This is a genomic window from Bacillus sp. JJ783 (assembly GCF_036963225.1).
Lineage (GTDB): Bacteria > Bacillota > Bacilli > Bacillales > Bacillaceae_G > Bacillus_A > Bacillus_A cereus_U.
The window spans coordinates 1-3,903 of sequence record NZ_JBALMG010000253.1 but is presented as its reverse complement, the minus strand read 5'-3'; the positions used below and the strand labels follow the sequence as shown (position 1 = coordinate 3,903).

Here is a 3,903-nt window from a genome sequence, read left to right as displayed (position 1 = left end):
CTCTTTCAATATTAATTAGAAATAAAATCGAATTTCTTTAATATAAATTTCCAAACTCGTTCTTCTCCAATTATTACAGAAGCCCTACCTACCATTCCTGTATACAACTCATGTGAATCTTGTATATCAATTGTTGCTTCTAATTCATACACATACCCTTTAGAATCCTTATCAAAAATAGGATGTGCTGATAAATAAGTTACTATTCCTGTTTGTTTATCAGATTTCTTTAGTTTAAACGAATATTGTACTTTATCCCCTTTTTTAATGCCTTTTATATCTTGAGCCGGTAATAAAATTCTAATCTTTTTCTCATTATCTTTAGGAATAATTGAAACTACCTCTTGACCAGGATCAACTAGATCACCTTTTTGCATAGCAGAGGGGAATTGTACAACCCCATCCCTTTGCGCCCTTATACTTGTCATTTCATTTTGATTATGTAATACATCCAACTCTTGCTTTTTTATAAAGATTTCTTGCTCTAGAGGTTCAATTCGCTGATTAACTAAAACAATAGTACTTTCTTTATATTGATTTAAAGCATTTTTCTTTTCTTCTTGCTTTCCTTCTTTAGCAATATCAACCTTTTTTCCTTCATTTTGTAAAGTCTCTTTTCTTAATTGAATTCGTTTTTCAATACCATTTCGTTGAGAATCTAAAGATTCTATCTTATCATTCAGAGATTGTTTATGATCATCTAACACAGCCTCTTTTTGTTTTTTAACGGAATTTATTTCTTTTTGTATATTTTCTTTATCTATAATTAAACCTTGTAATACTTCATCTTGCTCAACCATGACTTTATTGTTATCTATAACTTTTATCTCATTATCTTTTTCATTTTGTAAAGATTGATAAGTTTGTTCATATGATTTATATTCTTCTATAATTTTTTTATCTGTATCATCAAAAAAGAGTGATTTATGAACTTGAATACTCTGTTTTAATTGTTCTAACATTCCTTTTTTCTTTTCTAAATGTTTAATAATTTGGTCCAATTGACTCTGTTTATCCATTAATTCCTGATTCTTTAATTGAATCAAAATGTCCCCTTTTTTCACCTCATCACCTGATCTAACAGCAACAGTATCCACAATTCCCCCAATTTGCGTTCTGGATACGCTTATATCAGATTTACCTTGTATCATTGCAGTACCTTTACTCACAATATCTACTTTTCCTATATATGCCCAAATCATAAAAACTAATAGACTCATAAATAAAAAACATAACAATCCCATAATAAAACGAGGTGGCTTTCTTTCTAACAGTTCTACACTATCCGTTAATTGATCAAAAGAATAAATCTTATTCATATTGACCACCTCTCATTACATAAGATTTTTCTTCTATATGTTCTACATGAATCGTTTGATTCTTCCAAAGACGATAATATTCATTTTTCATAAATAATAATTCTTCGTGAGAACCTTGTTCTATAATAGTTCCATTTTTCATTACAAAAATTTTCTTTGCATGCTGAATAGTACTTAATCTATGCGCAATCATAATTACCGTTATTCCTAGTAAGCCTAATTCTTTTAGCATATCTGTAATTAGTTTTTCTGTTGTAGAATCTAAATTACTTGTAGCTTCATCTAAAATTAAAATATCTGGTTTCTTTAACAATGCCCTTACGATAGCTAATCTTTGTCTTTGTCCTCCAGATAAATTTGAAGCATTTTCTTCTAAAATCGTCTCATAACGTAATGGTAATTCACTAATAAAATCATGAGCACAAACTTGCTTACATACTTGAATAACTTCTTCTAATGAAACTAAACGATTCAATCCAAATATTAAGTTTTCATAAATAGATCCACTAAAGAAAAAGGATTCTTGTGAAACATATGCAATACGATTCCTCAATGCTACTCTATTTATCTCTTTAATTTGATAATCATCATAATATATATCGCCTTGATTAAGATCATAATAATTCATTAACAATTTGGAAATAGTAGTTTTTCCAGAACCACTTTCCCCAACAAACGCAACTTGACTACCTGGATCAATAGAAAAACTTATATTATTTAATACATTCTTACGTGTCCCATAACGAAATGTAGCATCCACGCATTCAATTTTTCCAGATAACTTTTTAGGAGAAACTTTATTATATTCTTTTTCATTTTGTTCTAAATCTAAATCAAAGATTTCATTTAAACGTTCTCCCGCAATTAATGCAGATTGCATTGTAGGCTGAATTCCTATTAAATTTTCAATTGGATTCAAAAAATAAACCAATAGCGCATTATAAGAAATTAATTCCCCAATTGTCATATTCCCTTTTAACACTTCCATTGCACCAACCCATAAAATAATTGTCCCACCAATCAATTCAAGCCCCATCTTAATAGAACCTTGCAAATTAGCTAACATTCCACTTTTAAAAACATGTCTCAAAAGATTAACAAAATGACTTTCTGTTTGAAAAAAGACCTCTTTTTCAGCATTATATGATTTTACAGTTGCAATACCATTTAAAGATTCCACCAAATAAGATGTTAATTTAGCATTACTCTCCATCTCTTTACGATTAATCTTTTGATAAGGTTTATGAAACCCCCAAACAATACCTATATAAAAAGGAATTAATAGCAATGTAACCCCAAATAAAATCGAGCTATGTACATATAACAATACTGATCCTAACATTACCATTACTGTATCAATCATTAATGTAACAGTTATCGTTGATAATGCATCTCGTATTTTGCCGGCATCCATAAACCGCGAAATAATCTCTCCAACTTTTCTTGTTTCAAAAAAATGCAGCGGCAAACCAACTACATGACGATAGTATCCAAGCATTAACTGAATATCTATACGTCTACTCAAATATAAAATCAAATGCGTTCTAAAATAAGAGAGCAAAATTTTAAAAATATACAAAACGATAATTCCTATAGACACAATATGAAGCGTCTGTATTAATTGATTTACAACTATATCATCAATTAACAATTTAAAATAAAATGCTCCAGCAAAACCAAACACATTAAAAAATATAGAAGCAATAAAAATTGGAAATAACAAATTAGTCTGCAGCTTCAATAAAGACAAAAAACGAGAAAAGCCCCCTTTAGATACTTCTGCCTTCTCAAAATTTTGTTTTGGACTCATCAAAATTAAAATCCCTGTCCAAACTTTTAAAAAGTCTTCCAATTTATATTTAACAGACCCACTATCAGGATCTGCAACATATACTCTATTATTCTTCACTTTATGAATTACTACATAATGTAGTAATTCACCATCTACTAATATATGAGCAATTGCAGGCAAAGGAATTTCATTTAAAAGTGTAGGATCTGTTGATTTTACTCCTTTCACCTCAAAACCAAGTCTTTCTCCGGCTTCCAATATTCCTTGTACATTTGTACCATCTAAATCCGTCCCTGCAATTTGACGAATTTTAGCAATTGAAATAGAAAGTCCATAATATCTTGATATCATTGCAAGACATGCTGGGCCACAATCTTTTAAATCATGCTGTTGAATACATTTAAACTTTTTAATCAAATTCAATCCTTCTTTCACTATTTTATATCCATCTATAATTCAGTATATAAAATAAAGGGAATTTAAAATTAAAAAAAATAAAAAAAATTCTAAATATTAAAATATTAGAGGGAGGTTTACAGCATGAAATTAAATAACACAAAATTTGCTGAACTTAATGAAAAAGAACTTCAAACAAATGGTGGAGCAAGAGGGATTTTTGGTCCTATTATCAAAGCTGGAAAACAGTGTTGGGATAATGATTCTTGCCGTGAAAAAACATATGGTACTTATGGTCGAACAGATAGTCGATATAAGCATGGCGCTCCATATGGAAAATGGTAATATTTAAATAACACAAAGAGGATTCATTAGTTTGTATGAATCCTCTTTGTA

Annotated in this window: 3 protein-coding genes; 1 reads left to right on the top strand and 2 read right to left on the bottom strand. The window is 29.3% G+C overall.

Translation table 11 applies throughout. The features are described 5' to 3' along the window. Nucleotides 1-11: 11 nt before the first annotated feature. Together V7038_RS29200 and V7038_RS29195 are read right to left on the bottom strand one after the other, a co-directional pair. Entirely contained in the window at nucleotides 12-1,319 is a 1,308-nt protein-coding gene (locus V7038_RS29200) for an HlyD family efflux transporter periplasmic adaptor subunit (RefSeq protein ID WP_335696070.1), read from the bottom strand. After that, a complete protein-coding gene (locus tag V7038_RS29195) occupies nucleotides 1,312-3,528 on the bottom strand; it encodes a peptidase domain-containing ABC transporter (RefSeq protein WP_335696069.1) in 2,217 nt (738 codons plus the stop codon). The genes V7038_RS29200 and V7038_RS29195 overlap by 8 nt, the downstream gene beginning before the upstream one ends. Nucleotides 3,529-3,651: 123 nt before the next feature. Between V7038_RS29195 and V7038_RS29190 the strand changes: the two genes are divergently transcribed. Continuing rightward, nucleotides 3,652-3,852, top strand: coding sequence for a hypothetical protein (locus V7038_RS29190; RefSeq protein ID WP_098988903.1), 201 nt, complete (start codon nucleotides 3,652-3,654; stop codon nucleotides 3,850-3,852). Nucleotides 3,853-3,903: the final 51 nt, after the last annotated feature.